The sequence below is a fragment of the Aureimonas sp. SA4125 genome, assembly GCF_019973775.1.
In the GTDB taxonomy this organism is placed as follows: Bacteria; Pseudomonadota; Alphaproteobacteria; order Rhizobiales; family Rhizobiaceae; genus Plantimonas.
This window is the reverse complement of sequence record NZ_AP025032.1, coordinates 2,760,422-2,777,962: the sequence shown is the minus strand read 5'-3', so window position 1 is coordinate 2,777,962 and position 17,541 is coordinate 2,760,422. Positions and strand designations below refer to the sequence as shown.

Below are 17,541 nucleotides of genomic sequence, written 5' to 3'. Positions count from 1 at the left end.
CGGGTCTCCCGCAGCCGCGAAGGCCGGTTGCTCCACTTTGTTCATCGCATCGCCGAGAGTTTCGGGCTCGTCCCGCGACAGGAGGCGGTGCGCCAGGCATTTGAAGGTCCAGCATGAGCGGCGTGAACGAGATCCGGTCGACCTTTCTCGACTATTTTGAGAGCAACGGCCACGCCAAGGTCGCCTCGTCGCCGCTGGTGCCGCGCAACGATCCGACGCTGATGTTCACCAATGCGGGCATGGTGCAGTTCAAGAACGTTTTCACCGGCGTCGAGAGCCGGCCCTACAACCGTGCCGCGACATCGCAGAAATGCGTGCGCGCCGGCGGCAAGCACAATGATCTCGACAATGTCGGCTACACCGCGCGCCACCACACCTTCTTCGAGATGCTCGGCAATTTCTCCTTCGGCGACTATTTCAAGGAGAACGCCATCGAGTTCGCCTGGACGCTGCTGACGAAGGAATTCGCGCTCGCCAAGGACAAGCTGCTCGTCACCGTCTACCATGACGACGAGGAGGCGGCGTCGCTGTGGAAGCGCATCGCGGGCCTGTCGGACGACCGCATCATCCGCATCGCAACATCCGACAACTTCTGGTCGATGGGCGAGACCGGCCCCTGCGGGCCGTGCTCGGAAATCTTCTATGACCATGGTCCGGAGATCTGGGGCGGTCCGCCCGGCAGCGCCGAAGAGGACGGCGACCGCTTCATCGAGATCTGGAACCTCGTCTTCATGCAGTTCGAGCAGATCTCGGCCGAGGAGCGGGTGAGCCTGCCGCGGCCCTCGATCGACACCGGAATGGGGCTGGAACGTCTTGCCGCCGTGTTGCAGGGCGTCCACGACAACTACGACATCGACCTTTTCAAGGCCCTGATCGGCGCCTCGGTCGAACTGACTGGCGTTCCGGCGGAAGGCGACAATCGCGCCAGCCACCGCGTCATCGCGGATCACCTGCGGTCCTCGGCCTTCCTCATCGCCGATGGCGTCCTGCCCTCGAACGAGGGGCGCGGCTATGTCCTGCGCCGGATCATGCGCCGCGCGATGCGGCATGCGAAGATGCTGGGGGCCCGCGAACCGATCCTCTACCGGCTGCTGCCGGTGCTCGTCGCCGAGATGGGCCGCGCCTATCCAGAACTCATGCGCGCCGAGGCGCTGATCGCGGAGACCTTCAAGCTCGAGGAGAAGCGCTTTCTCGTCACGCTCGACCGTGGCCTGTCACTTCTCACCGACGCGACGGACGGCATGGTGACCGGCGCAAAACTCTCCGGCGAGACGGCCTTCAAGCTCTACGACACGTATGGCTTCCCGCTCGACCTGACGCAGGACGCGCTGCGTCCGCGCGGCATCGAGGTCGATGTCGACGCCTTCAAGGTCGCGATGGAGCGCCAGAAGGCGGAGGCGCGCAAGAGCTGGACCGGTTCGGGCGAGACGGCGTCGGAAACCGTCTGGTTTTCGATCCGCGACCGCGTCGGGGCGACCGAGTTCCTCGGCTACGACACGGAGACCGCCGAAGGCGTCGTCACCGCGCTCGTCGTCGACGGCAAGGAAGTGGCGACAGCCGCCGCCGGCGACGAAGTCTCCATCGTCGTCAACCAGACGCCGTTCTATGGCGAATCCGGTGGCCAGCAGGGTGATGCCGGCGTCATGCGCGGCGAGGGCGTCCGGGTCGAGATCGCGACAACGCAAAAGCTTCTCGGCGGCAGCCTGTTCGTCCACCGCGGCAAGGTGATGGAGGGTACACTGAGGCAGGGCGCGGCGCTCGAACTCGTCGTCGATCACGGCCGGCGCACGAAGATCCGGGCCAACCACTCGGCGACCCATCTTCTGCACGAGGGCCTGCGCGAGATCCTCGGCACGCATGTGGCGCAGAAGGGTTCGCTCGTCGCGCCGGAGCGGCTGCGTTTCGACTTCTCGCATCCAAAGCCCATCGAGGCCGCCGAGCTTGCCGAGGTCGAGCGCCTCGCCAACCGCATCATCCTGCAGAACACGCCGGTGACGACGCGGCTGATGACCGTCGACGACGCCATCGCCGAAGGCGCCATGGCGCTGTTCGGCGAAAAGTACGGCGACGAGGTTCGCGTCGTCTCGATGGGTGTCGCCGAGGAAGGCGACAAGGCCGGACGGACCTATTCGGCCGAGCTTTGCGGCGGCACGCATGTCGGCGCGACCGGCGATATCGGCCTTGTCCACGTAATCTCGGAAAGCGCCGTCGGCGCCGGTGTCCGCCGCATCGAGGCGCTGACCGGGGACGCCGCCCATGCCTATTTCATCGAACAGGACGAGCGCGTCCGACGCATTGCCGCGGCGCTGAAGGCTTCGCCTGCGGAAGTGGTGGAGCGGCTGGAGGCCCTGGTCGACGAGCGCAAGCGCCTGGAACGCGAGGTTGCGGACATGCGCAAGCGTCTGGCCCTTGCCGGCGACGGTGGTTCTGCCACCGGCAGTGCGGCCAGGACGGTGGCGGGTGTCGGCTTCCTCGGCCGTGTGCTGCAGGGCGTCGGCGCCAAGGATCTGAAGGGCCTCGTCGACGAGGCCAAGACGGGCCTTGGGTCAGGTGTCGTCGTCTTCGTCGGGGTGGACGAGGGCAAGGCGAGCGTCGTCGTCGGCGTCACGCCGGATCTGGTCGGCCGCTACGACGCGGTATCGCTGGTGCGGGCAGCGAGCGAGGCGATCGGCGGCAAGGGCGGCGGTGGGCGGCCCGACATGGCGCAGGCCGGTGGCCCCGAGGCCGATAAAGCCGATGCCGCAGTCGCCGCGGTCGAGGCGGCGCTGGCTGGCTGAGAGGCGGATCCGGAGGAGGCGAGCTTCCTCGGACCCCGTGCCCTGAACCTGCCGGAGCCCGCGCGCCGGCAGCGCGATGCAGCCTGCGGCGGTCCTCGTTCTCCAGCGGTCCAGGCTTCGGACCTGACAGATGGCTGCTGCCCCCGCAGGGCCGGCATCCATCGTCCATCCCGTCGCCTCAGGGCCCCATCCAACGAAAAGCCCGACATCGCTGCCGGGCTTTTTTGTGCCTGTCGCTGAGCGCGACGGCGGGCTGCCGCTTCGTGGACGTTCGCCGTCAGTCGTCGTAGGCCGGCAGCTGGTTGATCGCGGCGGTGTCCAGCGCGAGAACGACGCGTTTGCCGTCCATGCTGAGGCTTTCCAGCGGGACCAGCCGGTCGTCGTCCCCCGTTACGAGATCGTTCTCGAATTCGACGCTGACCGCCGTCGGGGTCTCAGCGTTCGTCCCGACGACCTCCTCGATCTCGCCGATCTTCTTGCCGGCGGTGTCGTAGACGTCCATGTCGTCGAGCGCATCGACGCTGACGTTCATCGATGGAAGCATGACCGCGTCGTCGATCTCGACCAGAGCGTTCTGGGCGAAGGCGGCGGTGGTGGACAGAAGCCCGGCGAGGACGATGGCGGCTGGTGTGGCAAAGGTCATGTGGGAAACTGCTCCGTTGTCAGATGACTGACCAATGTCCCAGCGACCGGTAGGTTTCATCCGAGGGGCACCCGTTTTTGACATCGGCGTGACGGCGATCGCTGTTTCCGCAACGAAAAAGGGCGCCCGATCCTGAGACCGGGCGCCCTGCAAGCGGTGAGCCAGGCGCAGCGGCGCCGAGGCGTCTTTGGTCAGACGGCCATCGCCTTTTTGAGATTCTCGTCAATCTTGTCGAGGAAGCCGGTGGTGGAGAGCCAGGGCTGGTCGGGACCGATGAGGAGGGCGAGATCCTTCGTCATGTGGCCGGCCTCGACGGTGTCGATGCAGACCTTCTCCAGCGTGTCGGCGAAGCGCGCGAGTTCGGCGTTGTCGTCGAGCTTGGCGCGGTGGGCAAGGCCCCGCGTCCAGGCGAAAACCGAGGCGATCGAGTTGGTCGAGGTTTCCTCGCCGCGCTGGTGCTGGCGATAGTGGCGGGTGACGGTGCCGTGCGCGGCCTCCGCCTCGACCGTCTTGCCGTCGGGCGTCATCAGCACCGAGGTCATCAGGCCGAGCGAGCCGAAACCCTGCGCCACGGTATCGGACTGGACGTCGCCATCGTAGTTCTTGCAGGCCCAGACGTAGCCGCCCGACCACTTCATCGCCGACGCCACCATGTCGTCGATCAGGCGATGCTCGTAGGTGATCTTGGCCTCCTTGAACCTCGCCGCGAATTCGGCCTGGTAGACCTCCTCGAAGATGTCCTTGAAGCGGCCGTCATAGACCTTGAGGATCGTGTTCTTGGTCGAGAGGTAGACGGGATAGCCGCGCAGGAGACCGTAGTTCAGCGAGGCCCGGGCGAAATCGCGAATCGAGTCGTCCTGGTTGTACATCGCCATGGCAACGCCCGCGGCGGGCGCGTCGTAGACCTCGTGCTCGATCGTCTCGCCGTCCTCGCCGACGAACTTGATCGACAGCTTGCCCTTGCCGGGGAAACGGAAGTCGGTCGCCTTGTACTGGTCGCCGAAGGCATGGCGGCCGACGATGATCGGCTTGGTCCAGCCGGGGACGAGGCGCGGCACGTTCTTGGCGATGATCGGCTCGCGGAAGATGACGCCGCCGAGGATGTTGCGGATCGTGCCGTTCGGCGACTTCCACATCTTCTTCAGCGAGAATTCCTTCACCCGGTCCTCGTCGGGGGTGATGGTGGCGCATTTCACGCCGACGCCGTGCTTCTGGATGGCGTGGGCGGCGTCGATCGTGACCTGATCGCCGGTTTCGTCGCGATGCTCGACGCTGAGATCGTAATATTCGAGGTTGATGTCGAGATAGGGGTGGATCAGCTTGTCCTTGATGAACTGCCAGATGATCCGGGTCATCTCGTCGCCGTCGAGTTCCACGACCGGGTTTGCGACCTTGATCTTCGCCATCGATTATCTTCCTCGGGGTTGTCTGTGGCGTCCGTATGGGACGCCATGGGTGAGCGGGGCGGCAAGCCCTGGCATTCTGGGTGCGCTATATCACCGCTGCCCGCAGACGCAAAGCAAGGCGCCGCGAAGATTTGCCGTGGCCGCAGGAGCAGGGGAGCGCCCTGTGCGAGCGGAGCGGGCTGATAGCACGGGGCCCGTCGGTGGCTTCGTTCCCCCGACAGCGCGTGACCTCGGAGAGACATCCGGAGCGTGTCGACGACGATGGCCATCCCAAGGCTCGCATAATGAATCAGGAGCTTCGGAAAGTGATTCCGACATGTCGAGCAAGACACTGTTTTCACAGTCCAAGGCCAGTCCGTCTGCGTGGGATTTCCGGTCAGACCGGTTTGATTGCCGACGTCGGAAAAGGGTTCACCTCCCGGCGATCCCGATTCCGCCGGCGCTGGCAAGCCGTTGATCCGCCCACGCGATGCCGCTCTTGGCCGAAGGGCGCAGCCGCTGTATCAGCGGCGGGTGAACAGGGAGAACGGCGTGGCAGGAACAAATCGCAGGGAGCGGCTCATCGCCGACGGTCTGACCAAGCCGGCCTCGCCGGCGATCGTCCTTGTCGAGCCGCAGCTCGGCGAGAACATCGGCATGGTCGCCAGGGCGATGGCGAATTTCGGCCTCGGTGATCTCCGCCTCGTCGCGCCGCGGGATGGCTGGCCGAACGAGCGCGCGAGCGCGGCGGCCTCCGGCGCCGTGCATGTCGTCGAGGCGGCGCGTGTCTTTGGCACGGTCGAGGAAGCGGTCGCCGACCTCACCTTCCTCTTGGCCACGACGGCACGGCCGCGCGACAGCCTGAAGCCGGTGCGCGGTCCGGATACAGCGGGCGCGGAGCTGCGCGCGCGGATCTCGGCGGGGCAGCGGGCAGGCCTTCTCTTCGGGCGAGAGCGTTTCGGGCTGAACAACGAGGAGGTCGGGATGGCGGACGAGATCGTCACTTTCCCGGTCGATCCGGCCTTCGCCTCGCTGAACATCGCCCAGGCCGTGCTCCTGATGAGCTACGAATGGATGCGCTCGGGCCAGGCCGAGGCCGAAGGGCCGCGTTTCGTGGCTCCCGAGGTTCCGCCGGCGGAGAAGGAGGACCTTTTTCGCTTCCTCGGCCATCTCGAGGCGACGCTCGACAAGGCAGACTACTTTCACCCGCCGGAAAAGCGGGGGGCGATGTCGCAGAAGGTGCGGACCATCCTTACCCGCGCGGCTTTCAGCGAGCAGGAGGTGCGCACCCTGCGCGGCATGCTGCGCCATATCGAACGCCGGATGGGTCGAGGCCCGCGCGGATGATTGGGGAGATCCCGGCGGTGGTGGCGGGTGAAGCCGCCCGGCAGGAGACGGCCGGTTCGGCGCTGCGACCGATCCTCGTCTTCGACAGCGGAATCGGTGGCCTCACCGTGCTGCGCGAGCTTCGCACGATCATGCCGGACCGGTCCTTCGTCTACGTCGCGGACGACGCCGGCTTTCCCTATGGAGACTGGGAGGAAGCGGCGCTGATCTGCCACATCTCGGACCTTTTTGCGCGGCTGATCGAGGATATCGACCCGTCGATGGCGGTGATCGCCTGCAATACCGCCTCGACGCTCGTCATGGGAGAACTGCGTCAGCGCTTCGCCATCCCGTTCGTCGGCACGGTCCCCGCGATCAAGCCAGCGGCCGAGCGGACGCGCTCGGGCCTCGTCAGCGTGCTGGCGACGCCGGGCACGGTAAAACGCGACTACACGCGCGGCCTGATTTCCGATTTCGCGCAGAAATGCACGGTCACGCTCGTTGGCTCACGGCATCTGGCAGCGATGGCCGAGACCCATCTGCGCGGCGGCAGGGTCGATCCAGCCGCGGTGACGGCGGAGATCGAGGCCTGTTTCGTCGAGGAAGGGGGCCGAAAGACCGACATCGTCGTTCTGGCCTGCACCCACTATCCGTTTCTCGCCAATGTCTTCCGCAAGCTCGCGCCTTGGCCGGTCGACTGGCTCGATCCCGCCGAGGCGATCGCCCGCCAGGCGCTGACGCTTCTGCCGCAGGCCGCAGCCCGGCTGCCGGACGGTTTTGACCGCGCGATCTTCACCGCGGGCCCGGTCGACCGCGCAACGGCGCGGTTGATTCATGGGTTTGGTCTTTCGGGCTGACCCTGATCGCGCCTGTCCTGCCGCCACCGTCGCACCGGTCGCGGGGCAGGAAGCGTCAGCGGCTCTGGAAGGAAAAATTCGACGTCTGCTGGTCCTTGCCGTCCACCTTGTCGGTGACGATCATGGAGAAACCCTCCTTGCCGCGGCTGGCGATGGTCATCACCGCCTTGCGGTCCCCGAAGATCTCCTGGGGATAGGTGATGTCGAGCACCAGTCGGTCGCCGCGCTGCCGGCCGGAGAGCTGCGCCGGGCCTTTCGACGATCCGGTGTAGACGCCGCGATAGCGCTGGCTCGACGGATCGTAGGTGAGTTCGGCACCGATGCTGCGGCTGAAGACGACGAGGGCCCGGCAGGTGCCGGAAAGGGTGATGCTGTTGGCGTTGCCGCGCTCTCCTTCGAGCGAGCAGGTGACCTGGCGCGGCTTGGGATCGACGTCGCGCTGGACGGTCCCGGAGCCGCCCCAGCCGCCGGAGAAGCGATCGAGGAAACGCGCATCCGCTTTTGCCGGTGCAACGGCACCTGCGCTGGCGATGAGGGCAAGCGAGACGCCTAGAAGTCCCGAGGTCAACTTGAAAGCCATGGTTCATTCCCGTTTTCAAGGAGTCGCCTGCAACCGGCGACAAGACGACAGGGCTGGAGACCAGCGCTGCCTGCATGATGTTCGGAACGTCGACCCCGTCGAAACGTTCGGTGTGCAACGCAATCGTGAGCAGGACACACGCCCCGTGGATATCATTCGCATCATCATCGCCATCTTCATTCCGCCGCTGGCGGTCTTTACCCAGGTCGGTCTCGGCAAGCACTTCTGGATCAACATCGTCTTGACGCTTTGCGGCTGGCTGCCGGGCGTCATCCACGCCTTCTACGTGATCGGGAAGTACTGATCGACCTGATCGGCTTGACATAATTGGTTCATATCACTACCCAGACGCCAACCGGTCGCGCCTTTTGAGGGCGCGACCGGTTTTTAACGTGTCCCGTGAGCGCCGGCTCCGCGCCGGCCGCTCTGTCGGTCCATCCCCGCGATGGGCAGAGGAGGGCGCGTTTCCTCACCCGGCCGGAATTGTCCGACCGGGGTTTTTCGTTTGAAGGAAATGCGATGACCAAGCGCGCAGAATCCAAGTACAAGATTGACCGCCGCATGGGCGAAAACATCTGGGGACGTCCGAAGTCCCCGGTGAACCGCCGTCAGTACGGACCGGGCCAGCATGGCCAGCGCCGCAAGGGCAAGGTCTCCGATTTCGGCACGCAGCTGCGGGCCAAGCAGAAGCTGAAGGGCTACTACGGCGACGTCGCCGAGAAGCAGTTCCGCAAGATCTACGAGGAAGCCGCCCGCCGCAAGGGTGATACTTCCGAGAACCTCATCGGCCTCCTCGAGAGCCGCCTCGACGCCGTCGTGTATCGTGCAAAGTTCGTCGCCACCATTTTCGCGGCGCGTCAGTTCGTCAACCACGGCCATGTCAGCGTGAACGGCGTGCGTACCAACATCGGCTCGTACCGCTGCAAGGCTGGCGACGTGATCGAGGTTCGCGAGAAGTCCAAGCAGCTGACGATCCTGATCGAAGCGACGCAGCTCGCCGAGCGCGACGTTCCCGACTACATCCAGGTCGATCACAACAAGATGGTCGCGACCTTCCAGCGTGTCCCGACCCTGTCCGACGTGCCGTACGCCGTCGTCATGGAGCCGAACCTGGTCGTCGAGTTCTACTCGCGCTAATCGGGCTTCGACCTGTGATCATTGGAAGGCCGTCCCTCGGGGCGGCCTTTTTCGTTGGCGGTCGCACTTTGTCTTTCCATCGCCCCTCCTGTAAGCCTCGCCGAAACGGGGAAGCCGGATATGCTCGACGACATCGTGGAAAAGCTTGGGATCATGGCGGATGACGACGCCGCCGACGGCGCGCACCCGCTGCTCGCCAATGCGCCCGACAGCGTCGGCTTCAAGAAACTGCGCAAGCGGCTGCTGCGGCAGGTGCGCGAGACGATCACCGCGCACCAGATGGTGCAGCCGGGCGCGCGATGGCTCGTCGGCCTGTCCGGCGGCAAGGATTCCTACGCCCTGCTGGCGCTTCTATCGGACCTCAAATGGCGCGGCATGCTGCCGGTCGAACTCCTCGCCTGCAATCTCGATCAGGGTCAGCCGAACTTCCCCAAGCACATCCTTCCGGACTTTCTCAGCCGGCATGGCGTCCCCCACCGCATCGAATACCGCGACACCTATTCGGTGGTGACGGAAAAGCTGCCCGCGGGCGCCACCTACTGCTCGCTCTGTTCGCGCCTGCGCCGCGGGCACCTCTACCGCATCGCGCGCGAGGAGGGCTGTTCGGCGCTGGTCCTTGGCCACCATCGCGAGGACTGCCTCGAAACCTTCTTCATGAATCTCTTCCATGGCGGACGCCTGTCGGCGATGCCGGCGAAATTCCTCAACGACGAGGGCGACGTCATGGTGCTCCGGCCGTTGATTACCTCGGCGGAGGAAGATCTCGGCAAATTCACCGAGGCGCTCGGCTTTCCCATCATCCCCTGCGACCTCTGCGGCAGCCAGGACGGGCTGCAGCGCAATGCCACCAAGGCGATGCTGGCCGAGATGGAACAACGCTTTCCCGGCCGCAAGGAGACGATGCTGCGGGCGCTGTCGCATGTCAGCCCGAGCCATCTCCTCGACCCGAAACTCTTCGACTTCGCGTCCCTCGTCACTCCTTCGGAATCCCCATGACCCAGACCTTCGACATCGACCGCCTCGGCGCCATCTTGCGCGCCGCTGCTCTTGCCGAGATCATGCCGCGGTTCCGGAGGCTCGGCGCCGGCGACATCCGGCAGAAAAGCTCGGCCATTGATCTCGTCACGGAGGCCGACGAAGCGGCCGAGCGCTTCATCATGGCCGAATGCGCCACGGCATTTCCGGGGGCGACCTTTGTCGGCGAGGAATCGGTCGCGGCCGATCCGCGCCTCATCGCCAAGGTCGGAACGGACGACCTCGTCATCGTCGTCGATCCGATCGACGGCACGGCGAATTTTGCCGCGGGGGCACCGGTCTTCGCGGTGATGGCGGCAGTGGTCGCAGGGGGTGAGACGATTGCCGGGCTGATCTACGACCCCATGGGCGACGATTTCGTCCAGGCGGTGAAGGGCGGCGGCGCCCAGCTCAAGCAGGCGGACGGCACGAATACTGACCTGCATGTCGCGCCGCCTGTGCCACTCGGCGAGATGGTCGGCGTCGGCTCGCACTCGTCGATCCCCGAAGCGCAGAAGCGGGAGTTCATGGCGCGGCTGTCGGCGGTGAAGGTGCTCGGCAACTACCGCTGTGCCGGCCAGGAATACCGCCTCGCGGCAACCGGCAACCTGCACTTCAATCTCTACCAGAACCTGATGCCCTGGGATCATCTCGCCGGCGCGCTGATCCTGACCGAGGCGGGCGGATTTGTCCGCCGCCTCGACGGTTCACCCTACCTGCCGTCACATGTCGATGGCGGACTTCTCTGCGCCAGCGACGAAGCGAGCTGGCGGTCCTTGCATGGCGCGGTCTATCCCGCGCTCGGCTGACCCGCGGCCCCCTGCGCCCCTACCGACGTGTATGAGCGCTGCAGGCCCTCAGCGGGTCTGCACGCAGGCCTCGGCCGTATGCTCGTGCTTCTCGCGCGGGCGATCGAAGAGCCGGCCGCCTTCGGCATAGAACACGCAGGCGAGCGAGCCGAGCGACAGGACCGTGAAGCCGGCGTAGAGCGGCAGCAGCGTGCCGTCGTAGAACGCGCCGACGAGCGCGCCGAGAAGGCCACCGCCCAGCGTCTGCATGAAGCCGAGGACCGACGACGCCGTGCCGGCGACGTGTCCCAGCGGATCCAGCGCCAGTGCGTTGAAGTTCGTGCCGATGAAGCCGAACATGCAGAAAGTCAGCGTCATCATCCCGAGGAACAGCCAGAACGGCATGACCCCGCCGAGCGCCGTCGAGATCACGAGCTGCAGAACGCTGAGGACCGTGAAGGCGACGAGGGCCCCATGCGACAGGCGCCGCATGCCGAGACGCTCGACCAACCTCGAATTGGTGAAGGACGCCGCCGCCATGAAGACCGCGACCATCGAGAAATACAGGGTGAAGGCCGGACCGATGTCGTAGATCTTGGTGTAGATCTGCTCGGCCTGGTTGATGAAGGAAAACAGGACCCCGAAGATCAGCGCCGTCGCCAGGGTATAGCCGAAGGCGCGGCGATTGGTGAGGACGATGCCAAAAGCCTCCGCGGTCCGCTTGACGGTGAGGGGGCGGCGGTCTTTCGGATCCAGGGTTTCGGGCAGGCGCAAGGCGCTCCACGTCAGGGCCGCCGCGCCGCAGACGCCGGTGACGATGAAGATTTCCTGCCAGCTGCCGAAGGACATGATGATCTGGCCGAGATTGGGCGCCAGGACGGGAACGGTCATGAAAACCATCATCACCAGCGACATGACGCTCGCCATCCGCGCCCCGCCAAAGCAGTCGCGCACGATCGACACGGCGATGACGCGCGTCGCCGCCGCGCCGACACCCTGCAGCGCCCGGAAGGCGAGAACGACGCCAAAGGTCGGCGAGAAGATCGCGGCGAAGGAGGCGACGACGTAGATTGCGAGGCCGACAAACAGCACCGGGCGGCGGCCAAAACGGTCCGAGAGAGTGCCGTAGACGATCTGCGCGGCACCGAAGCCGATGACATAGGCCGTGATGACGAGCTGGCGGGTGTTCTCGTCGGCGATCCCGAGGGTCGCGCCGATTTCCTGCAGGGCCGGGATGAATACGTCGATGGCGGCGGCGTTGAGCGCCATGAGAAATGCCACCATGGTGACGAGTTCCCAATAGGGAAGTCCGTGCGTTGCGCTCCGACTGGACGCGTCTGACATGTCTGGTCCTTTCTTGGATGCGCGCAGACATACCCGGCTTTGCCCGATTGGCAAGGCAGACCCTGCGCAACCCACCGTCTCGCGGCGTCACGCGAAGTCGTCGGTCGGGCTTGGCTGGTACGGCCTCAGCGCCAAAGCTCTATCCGGCGTGTCGGTGCGGCTGGCACCGCCAAAGGAATCGGCTCGACCTTCTGAAACGTTGAGGCCCGCCTCCTTTCGGAAGCGGGCCCTTTCATCGATCGTTCAGGTATCTGTCGATCAGCCCTCGGCAGCGACGGGTGCGGCGGTGGAGATGCCCTTTTCCTCGAAGAAGTCCTTCAGCTCGCCTGCCTGGAACATCTCGCGCAGGATGTCCGACCCGCCGACGAACTCGCCCTTGACGTAGATCTGCGGAATGGTCGGCCAGCCGCCATAGGTCTTGATGCCCTGGCGCAGCTCGTCCGACGCCAGGACATTGACGCCCTTGTAGCCGACGCCGAGGTAGTCGAGGATCTGGACCACCTGGCCGGAGAAGCCGCACTGCGGGAAGGCGGGGGTGCCTTTCATGAAGACCACGATGTCGTTGGTCTTCACCTCGTTGTCGATCCAGTCGTTGATGCCGGTCATGTCAGGTGTCCTTCGATTTGATGGCTTGGGCCAGAGATACGATCTCTCGCCCGTCTTTTCCAGTTCCGCGCGTAGTCTCGACCAAAAGGGGTCAGGGCGCTGGGCCAGCCCGTTCCGCCTCCAGGGAGCAGATTCGGTCTTCATGGTCGTTGATGCGAATGGATGTCTCGGAGTGTTCGCCGATGCGGTTCAGGATGTTATTTTCTGCAAGAACGAGATCAGTCTTGACCTCGCGAAGGTCGCGGTCTGTTCGGAAGAGTCCGTCGCGCAATTCCCGTTCGAGCGACGCAAATCCCTCGCTCATGTTGCGGTCAAGCCGTCCGACGAGTTCCTGCTGGCGGATCAGAATCTGCAGCAGTTGCTCGTGCCGCTGTTCAAGCCGGCGGGGGTAGGCAAGGGTATGGTTGTTGGCCGGGGAAGGAATTTCCGTATCCGCCATCGCTGCCTCCCGTGCTCCGCTTTGACCTCTGGCTACTTCGGTGCGCTGGTTTGAAGGGCCAGAGCGTGGAGCACGCCGCCCATGTTTCCCTGCAGTGCCTGGTAGACCATTTGGTGCTGCTGCACCCGCGACTTGCCACGAAAGCTCTCGGCGACGACTTCGGCGGCATAGTGGTCGCCATCGCCGGCTAGGTCCCGGATCGTGACCTCGGCATCCGGAATGCTGTCCTTGATCATCTTTTGGATGTCATGGGCGTTCATGGGCATGATCGGCAGTCTCCCGAGTCGATCGAAGGCTTATCGCCGGAAAGATAAGCCTCCGGGCCCGCCACCGCAATCGATCGCGGAAATCCCGTTTGCGGTGCCGGCTGTTTTCGACCAGCACCCGTAACGGTGGTCTGTCAGCCGACGCTGGACGATCAGGCGGCGGCGGCCGGCTGGACGACTTCGCCCGCCATGTAGGCCGGGAACCAGCTTTCATGCGCCACGGTGAGGTCCATCACCGGCACAGACAGACGTCTCTCGATCTCGAGACGGTCACCACCGACGGCGCCGAGCCGCCGCAACGTGACGCCGGCGGCGGTCGCCTCGGTGGCAAGGGCGTCGGCTGCCGCGGCCTTGAGGGCGACGACGTAGCGCGCCTGGTCCTCGCCGAACAGCAGCGCATGCCCAAGACCGTCTCCGGCATCGACGGCTGCGCCCCGGCCCGAAGCGATGCACATCTCGGCGAGCGCGACGGCGAGGCCGCCATCGGAGAGATCGTGGCAGGCGACAACCCGCCCCGAGCGGATGAGGCCGCGGACAAAGTCGCCGTTGCGCTTCTCCTCGGCAAGATCGACCGGCGGCGGTGCGCCATCTTCGCTGCCGGTGATCTCGCGCAGGTAGATCGTCGCGCCCAGATGGCTTCCGTCGCGCCCGACGACAAAGAGCACGTCGCCGTCGACCATGTCGCCGACGCGGGCGGTCTTCCCGCGGTCTTCGATCAGGCCGACGCCGCCGATGGTGGGCGTCGGCAGGATGCCCTGGCCGTGCGTCTCGTTGTAGAGCGAGACGTTGCCGGAAACGATGGGGAAGGCGAGCGCGGTGCAGGCGGCGCCGATGCCCTCGATCGCCTTGACCAACTGGCCCATGATCTCAGGCTTTTCAGGATTGCCGAAATTGAGGTTATCGGTCGCCGCGATCGGCTCGGCGCCGACGGCGGTGAGATTGCGCCAGCATTCTGCGACGGCCTGCATTCCTCCCTGGAACGGATCCGCCTCGCAGTAGCGCGGCGTCACGTCGCTGGTGAAGGCCAGCGCCTTGGTGGGATGGCCGTCGACGCGCACGACGCCGGCATCGCCGCCGGGGCGCTGCAGCGAATTGCCCTGGATCAGCGTGTCATACTGCTCGAAGACCCAGCGGCGGGAGGCGATGTCGGGCGAGCCGAGGATCGTCAGCAAGCTGGCGCCGAGATCGGCGGGCTCGGCGACGTCATCCGCGTGGACGAGCTTGGCGGGCTTGGGCTCGATCCACGGCCGGTCGTATTCGGGCGCCTCGTCGCCGAGTTCGCGGATCGGCAGGTTCGCAACCTCGTGACCCTGGAACAGCACGCGGAAGCGCAGGTCGTCGGTGGTCTTGCCGACGACGGCAAAATCGAGGCCCCATTTGACGAAGATGGCTTCGGCGACGGTCTGGCGCGAGGGCTCCAGCACCATCAGCATGCGCTCCTGGCTTTCCGACAGCATCATCTCGTAGGCGCTCATATGGGTCTCGCGCACGGGCACCTTGTCGAGGTCGAGCTCGATGCCGAGGCCGCCCTTGGCGCCCATCTCGACGGCCGAGCAGGTGAGGCCGGCGGCGCCCATGTCCTGGATGGCGATGACGGCGCCGGTCTGCATGAGTTCGAGGCAGGCCTCCAGCAGGCATTTCTCGGTGAAGGGGTCGCCGACCTGCACGGTCGGGCGCTTCTCCTCGATGTTCTCGTCGAACTCGGCCGAGGCCATGGTCGCCCCGCCGACGCCGTCGCGCCCGGTCTTGGCGCCGAGATAGACGACGGGCAGGCCGACGCCCTTGGCTTCCGACAGGAAGATCGCGTCGGACTTGGCGAGGCCCGCCGCAAAGGCGTTGACGAGGCAATTGCCGTTGTAGCGCGGGTGGAAATTGACCTCGCCGCCGACGGTCGGAACGCCGAAGGAATTGCCGTAGCCGCCGACGCCGGCAACGACGCCGGCGACGAGATGGCGGGTCTTGGGATGATCCGGCGCGCCGAAGCGCAGGGCGTTCATCGCCGCGATCGGCCGGGCGCCCATGGTGAAGACGTCGCGCAGGATGCCGCCGACGCCCGTCGCCGCGCCCTGGTAGGGCTCGATGAAGGAGGGATGGTTGTGGCTCTCCATCTTGAAGACGACGCAGTCTCCATCGCCGATATCGACGACCCCGGCATTCTCGCCCGGACCCTGGAGGACACGCACGCCCTTGGTCGGCAGCGTCTTCAGCCAGCGCTTCGACGACTTGTAGGAGCAGTGCTCGTTCCACATCGCCGAGAAGATGCCGAGCTCGGTGATGAGCGGCACGCGGCCGATCAGGTCGAGGATGCGCTGGTACTCGTCCGGCTTCAGCCCGTGGGCGGCGACGATCTCGGGCGTGATGGTGATCTCGGTCATGGGGTCTCCGTGCGCCGGGGCGTCAGGGTCTGATGTCAATGCCGCCTGGACGGGCAGACTGGCGGGAGGTCGGGATCGATCGACGGCCCCGCCTTCTCAGGCTTTCGTCCAATCGTCGACGGGGCGGCAGGCTTCTGTCTCGTTCGGGCGGTGCAGGATCACCGTATCGTCGGCGGCCTGTGAGATCTGGCTCTCGTAGATCCGTCTCTGGAAGACGATCAGCGCATATTTTCCGGCCGACCGGATGCACAAGGCGTAACCGTCGGGGTAACCGGCGAGAAAGGACTGGCTGCGCTCGCCGTCGCGGCGTCGGAACACCGAGCGGAGGGTTTCGCGGGCGTACTGGATCTCCGCTCCGCTCGGCCGCAGGTCGAAACTCCGTTGTGCCGGGGCCGGTTCGGTCATCGCGACCGTTTCGACGGAAAACGTCGTGACGCCAGCATTGGCGTAGAGGCAGCCGGAAAGGACCGTGCCGGCGGCAGCGAGAAGGCCTGCCCGGCTGATGGCGCCAGCCGCAACCCGGCGCTTACGCACTGCAGGTACTGCCCCCGGCGTTCCAGCGCCGGATGTCGCTGTCGACGCGGGCGCCGAGCGGCAGGCCCATGACGGGGCCGTAGGTGGACAGCGCCCGCGAGCCGGGTTGCGCCTCGACCACGAGCAGCGGCTTCGCCTCGGCTCGCCCCTTCGGCACCAAGAGAAAGCGCGGTTTGCCGGAAAAGGAGGAGAGTTCCGGCGCCAGGCTATAGCGGGCGAACGCTGGATCGTTCGACTTGAACCAGCAGCGGTTGGCGGCCAGCGTCACCCGCTCCATGCGGTCGAGGCCCGACTCGGCCTTGGTCGTTGCGGCGCGAGGTACCGTGGGTGCCGGGGTGCTGCAGGCCGACAGGGCGACGATGCCGGCGGCAGCGACCGAGATCAGCGTGGCGCGAATACCGCTCGCCACAGTCATGCCGCCACACGTCCGACAAGGCCGAGGGCACTTTCGAACAGACCGCGGCCATCGGTGCCGCCATGCTCGGGCTCGACGAGGTTCTCCGGGTGCGGCATCAGGCCGAGCACGTTCCCGGCTTCGTTGACGATGCCGGCGATGTCGCGCGTGGCGCCGTTCGGATTGGTGCCCTCGGCATAACGGAAGACGACGCGGTTCTCGCCATGCAGACGCTCGATCGTATCTTCGTCGGCAAAATAGTTGCCGTCGTGATGGGCGACCGGGCAGCGGATGATCTGGCCTTGGGCATAGGCGGTGGTGAAGCGTGTGGAAGCATTCACCACTTCGAGCTTCACCTCGCGGCAGACAAAGCGCAGCGTCGTGTTGCGCATCAGCGCGCCGGGCAGGAGACCGGCCTCGCACAGGATCTGGAAGCCGTTGCAGACGCCGAGCACCGACACGCCCCGGGCTGCCTTCTCGGCAACGGCCCGCATCACCGGCGAACGCGCGGCGATGGCGCCGCAGCGCAGATAGTCGCCGAAGGAAAAGCCGCCGGGCACGACGATGAGGTCGACGTCGGGGATCTCGGTGTCGGTCTGCCAGACCGTCAGCGGCGGCGTGCCGGAGATGGACGTCAGCGCGGCGATCATGTCGCGGTCGCGGTTGAGGCCGGGGAGAAGAACGACGGCGGTTTTCATGGGCTACGGCAACCGTTGGAGAGGCAGGTGGGGCGCACAGCCCAGAAATGGAAACAGCGACATCATCTCGGGTGAAGATGGTGCCGCTGAAAGTCGAAACGCATGTCTGCGTTAGGGATGCGGGTTGTAAGCTGAGAGTGGTTCGGCCAGTTCGCGAAGGTCCAGTCGTCGCTCAATCCGGTCTAGGCGATCGTCCTGGCGACCGAGGACACCGTAGATGTTGTGAATGTCGTTCTGCATCGAGACAATGGTCCCGCGCATTGAACTCAGCTCCGGCTTCACCTCGCGAATATCGAGACGAAGTCCGCCGATCTCCTGATGCATGCGCTTCATCAATTCGAACATGAGCTCGTTCGTGACCTCGGCCATCACACCCTC

The 17,541-nt window shown here is 65.6% G+C and carries 19 protein-coding genes; 7 read left to right on the top strand and 12 right to left on the bottom strand.

The window, feature by feature from the left end:
* Nucleotides 1–113 precede the first annotated feature (113 nt).
* On the top strand, nucleotides 114–2,777 hold the full coding sequence (gene alaS / locus Sa4125_RS13120; protein ID WP_223998503.1) for an alanine--tRNA ligase: 2,664 nt from the start codon (nucleotides 114–116) through the stop codon (nucleotides 2,775–2,777).
* 277 nt (nucleotides 2,778–3,054) lie between these two features.
* On the opposite strand, the gene Sa4125_RS13115 is transcribed toward alaS, so the two are convergent.
* The gene (locus Sa4125_RS13115) at nucleotides 3,055–3,420 is read right to left on the bottom strand and encodes a PRC-barrel domain-containing protein (RefSeq protein WP_223998502.1); all 366 of its coding nucleotides are present in this window, start codon (nucleotides 3,418–3,420) and stop codon (nucleotides 3,055–3,057) included.
* A 191-nt stretch (nucleotides 3,421–3,611) separates the two neighbouring features.
* Nucleotides 3,612–4,826, bottom strand: coding sequence for an NADP-dependent isocitrate dehydrogenase (locus tag Sa4125_RS13110; protein ID WP_223998501.1), 1,215 nt, complete (start codon nucleotides 4,824–4,826; stop codon nucleotides 3,612–3,614).
* A 531-nt stretch (nucleotides 4,827–5,357) separates the two neighbouring features.
* Between Sa4125_RS13110 and Sa4125_RS13105 the strand changes: the two genes are divergently transcribed.
* Nucleotides 5,358–6,152, top strand: coding sequence for an RNA methyltransferase (locus Sa4125_RS13105; RefSeq protein ID WP_223998500.1), 795 nt, complete (start codon nucleotides 5,358–5,360; stop codon nucleotides 6,150–6,152).
* On the top strand, nucleotides 6,149–6,988 hold the full coding sequence (gene murI / locus Sa4125_RS13100; protein WP_223998499.1) for a glutamate racemase: 840 nt from the start codon (nucleotides 6,149–6,151) through the stop codon (nucleotides 6,986–6,988). Before Sa4125_RS13105 ends, murI begins: the two co-directional genes overlap by 4 nt.
* Nucleotides 6,989–7,043: 55 nt before the next feature.
* Here murI and Sa4125_RS13095 read toward each other — a convergent pair whose 3' ends face one another.
* Nucleotides 7,044–7,568, bottom strand: coding sequence for a hypothetical protein (locus tag Sa4125_RS13095; protein ID WP_223998498.1), 525 nt, complete (start codon nucleotides 7,566–7,568; stop codon nucleotides 7,044–7,046).
* A 145-nt stretch (nucleotides 7,569–7,713) separates the two neighbouring features.
* On the opposite strand from Sa4125_RS13095, the gene Sa4125_RS13090 reads away from it, so the two are divergent.
* The 4 genes from Sa4125_RS13090 to Sa4125_RS13075 all read left to right on the top strand — a co-directional run bounded on the left by Sa4125_RS13090 (nucleotide 7,714) and on the right by Sa4125_RS13075 (nucleotide 10,528).
* Nucleotides 7,714–7,872 (top strand): YqaE/Pmp3 family membrane protein, encoded by a 159-nt coding sequence (locus tag Sa4125_RS13090; protein ID WP_223998497.1) that lies wholly within the window; start codon nucleotides 7,714–7,716, stop codon nucleotides 7,870–7,872.
* Between the two features lie 215 nt (nucleotides 7,873–8,087).
* Nucleotides 8,088–8,705 carry a 30S ribosomal protein S4 gene (gene rpsD / locus Sa4125_RS13085; protein ID WP_223998496.1) on the top strand — a complete coding sequence of 206 codons (618 nt, stop codon included), beginning with the start codon at nucleotides 8,088–8,090 and terminating at the stop codon, nucleotides 8,703–8,705.
* 120 nt (nucleotides 8,706–8,825) lie between these two features.
* The gene (gene ttcA / locus Sa4125_RS13080) at nucleotides 8,826–9,701 is read left to right on the top strand and encodes a tRNA 2-thiocytidine(32) synthetase TtcA (RefSeq protein WP_223998495.1); all 876 of its coding nucleotides are present in this window, start codon (nucleotides 8,826–8,828) and stop codon (nucleotides 9,699–9,701) included.
* A complete protein-coding gene (locus Sa4125_RS13075; RefSeq protein WP_223998494.1) occupies nucleotides 9,698–10,528 on the top strand; it encodes an inositol monophosphatase family protein in 831 nt (276 codons plus the stop codon). The genes ttcA and Sa4125_RS13075 overlap by 4 nt, the downstream gene beginning before the upstream one ends.
* Before the next feature lie 48 nt (nucleotides 10,529–10,576).
* Here the strand turns inward: Sa4125_RS13075 and Sa4125_RS13070 are convergent, their stop codons facing one another.
* From Sa4125_RS13070 to Sa4125_RS13030, 9 genes are all read right to left on the bottom strand, one after another.
* The gene (locus Sa4125_RS13070; protein ID WP_223998493.1) at nucleotides 10,577–11,851 is read right to left on the bottom strand and encodes a multidrug effflux MFS transporter; all 1,275 of its coding nucleotides are present in this window, start codon (nucleotides 11,849–11,851) and stop codon (nucleotides 10,577–10,579) included.
* 258 nt (nucleotides 11,852–12,109) lie between these two features.
* Entirely contained in the window at nucleotides 12,110–12,457 is a 348-nt protein-coding gene (grxD, locus tag Sa4125_RS13065; protein ID WP_223998492.1) for a Grx4 family monothiol glutaredoxin, read from the bottom strand.
* Between the two features lie 91 nt (nucleotides 12,458–12,548).
* Complete coding sequence (locus tag Sa4125_RS13060) at nucleotides 12,549–12,896, bottom strand: hypothetical protein (protein WP_223998491.1); 348 nt, start codon at nucleotides 12,894–12,896, stop codon at nucleotides 12,549–12,551.
* Nucleotides 12,897–12,928: 32 nt separating this feature from the next.
* Nucleotides 12,929–13,162, bottom strand: coding sequence for a BolA family transcriptional regulator (locus Sa4125_RS13055; protein WP_223998490.1), 234 nt, complete (start codon nucleotides 13,160–13,162; stop codon nucleotides 12,929–12,931).
* A gap of 152 nt (nucleotides 13,163–13,314) precedes the next feature.
* Nucleotides 13,315–15,537, bottom strand: a complete 2,223-nt coding sequence (gene purL, locus Sa4125_RS13050) for a phosphoribosylformylglycinamidine synthase subunit PurL (RefSeq protein WP_223998489.1) — start codon at nucleotides 15,535–15,537, stop codon at nucleotides 13,315–13,317.
* Nucleotides 15,538–15,633: 96 nt separating this feature from the next.
* The gene (locus Sa4125_RS13045) at nucleotides 15,634–16,071 is read right to left on the bottom strand and encodes a hypothetical protein (RefSeq protein ID WP_223998488.1); all 438 of its coding nucleotides are present in this window, start codon (nucleotides 16,069–16,071) and stop codon (nucleotides 15,634–15,636) included.
* A complete protein-coding gene (locus Sa4125_RS13040; protein WP_223998487.1) occupies nucleotides 16,064–16,486 on the bottom strand; it encodes a hypothetical protein in 423 nt (140 codons plus the stop codon). The genes Sa4125_RS13045 and Sa4125_RS13040 overlap by 8 nt, the downstream gene beginning before the upstream one ends.
* Entirely contained in the window at nucleotides 16,483–17,163 is a 681-nt protein-coding gene (gene purQ, locus Sa4125_RS13035; RefSeq protein ID WP_223998486.1) for a phosphoribosylformylglycinamidine synthase subunit PurQ, read from the bottom strand. Before purQ ends, Sa4125_RS13040 begins: the two co-directional genes overlap by 4 nt.
* A gap of 111 nt (nucleotides 17,164–17,274) precedes the next feature.
* Nucleotides 17,275–17,532 carry a hypothetical protein gene (locus tag Sa4125_RS13030; RefSeq protein ID WP_223998485.1) on the bottom strand — a complete coding sequence of 86 codons (258 nt, stop codon included), beginning with the start codon at nucleotides 17,530–17,532 and terminating at the stop codon, nucleotides 17,275–17,277.
* Between the last annotated feature and the right edge of the window lie 9 nt (nucleotides 17,533–17,541).